The 1010-nt window shown below is 60.9% G+C and carries 1 protein-coding gene; it reads right to left on the bottom strand.

The window, feature by feature from the left end; genetic code table 11:
• The coding region (gene sufB, locus VBE63_RS30170) for a Fe-S cluster assembly protein SufB (RefSeq protein ID WP_323686648.1) at window positions 1-1010 on the bottom strand (1010 nt) is incomplete at both ends.

Genomic DNA, 1010 nt, shown 5'->3' with positions numbered 1-1010 from the left:
GCCTCGTGCTCGACAACTGCGGAAGGATTGCGACTCTCTATATAAGGGAAGGTATGCGCAGCACAGCGGTCGCCGATCAGCAGCGAGTCGCACTGGGTGTAGTTGCGCGCACCCTCGGCGCGCGGACTCATGCGCACCAGACCGCGGTAGGCATTGGAGCTCTGGCCCGCGGAAATCCCCTTGGAAATGATAGTCGAGCGGGTGTTGCGCCCCAGATGAATCATCTTGGTACCGGTATCGGCCTGCTGATGATTGTTGGTCAGCGCCACCGAGTAGAACTCGCCCACGCTGTTGTCGCCGCGCAAAATGCAGCTGGGGTACTTCCAGGTCACGGCAGACCCGGTCTCCACCTGGGTCCAGGAAATGCGCGCATTGGTGTGCGCCACACCGCGCTTGGTCACGAAGTTGTAGATACCGCCCTTGCCGTCGGCATCGCCGGGGTACCAGTTCTGCACCGTGGAATACTTGATCTGTGCGTCGTCCAGCGCCACCAGCTCGACGACCGCCGCATGCAGCTGGTTCTCGTCGCGCATGGGGGCAGTGCAGCCCTCCAGATAGCTGACATGGCTGCCCTCGTCGGCAACGATCAGGGTGCGCTCGAACTGGCCGGTCTTGGCCTCGTTGATACGAAAATAGGTGGACAGCTCCATCGGGCAGCGCACGCCTTTGGGGATGTAAACGAAGGAGCCATCGGTGAACACCGCACTGTTCAGCGCGGCATAGAAGTTGTCCCGCTTGGGCACCACACTGCCCAGGTACTTGCGAATCAGATCCGGATACTCGTGCACCGCCTCCGAAATGGAGCAGAAAATCACGCCGGACTCAGCCAGCTTGCCCCTGAAGGTCGTACCCACGGAGACCGAGTCGAACACCGCATCCACCGCAACGCCGGCCAGCATTTCCTGCTCGTGCAGTGGAATGCCCAGCTTCTCGTACACACGCAGCAACTCGGGATCTACCTCATCCAGGCTCTTGGGGCCATCGGCGAAACTCTTGGGTGAGGAGTAGTA

Origin of the sequence: Lamprobacter sp., assembly GCF_034860625.1 — a bacterium.
Taxonomy (GTDB): domain Bacteria; phylum Pseudomonadota; class Gammaproteobacteria; order Chromatiales; family Chromatiaceae; genus Lamprobacter.
Note: the sequence above shows the minus strand (reverse complement) of the source record. Positions and strands in the feature narration are given on the sequence as shown.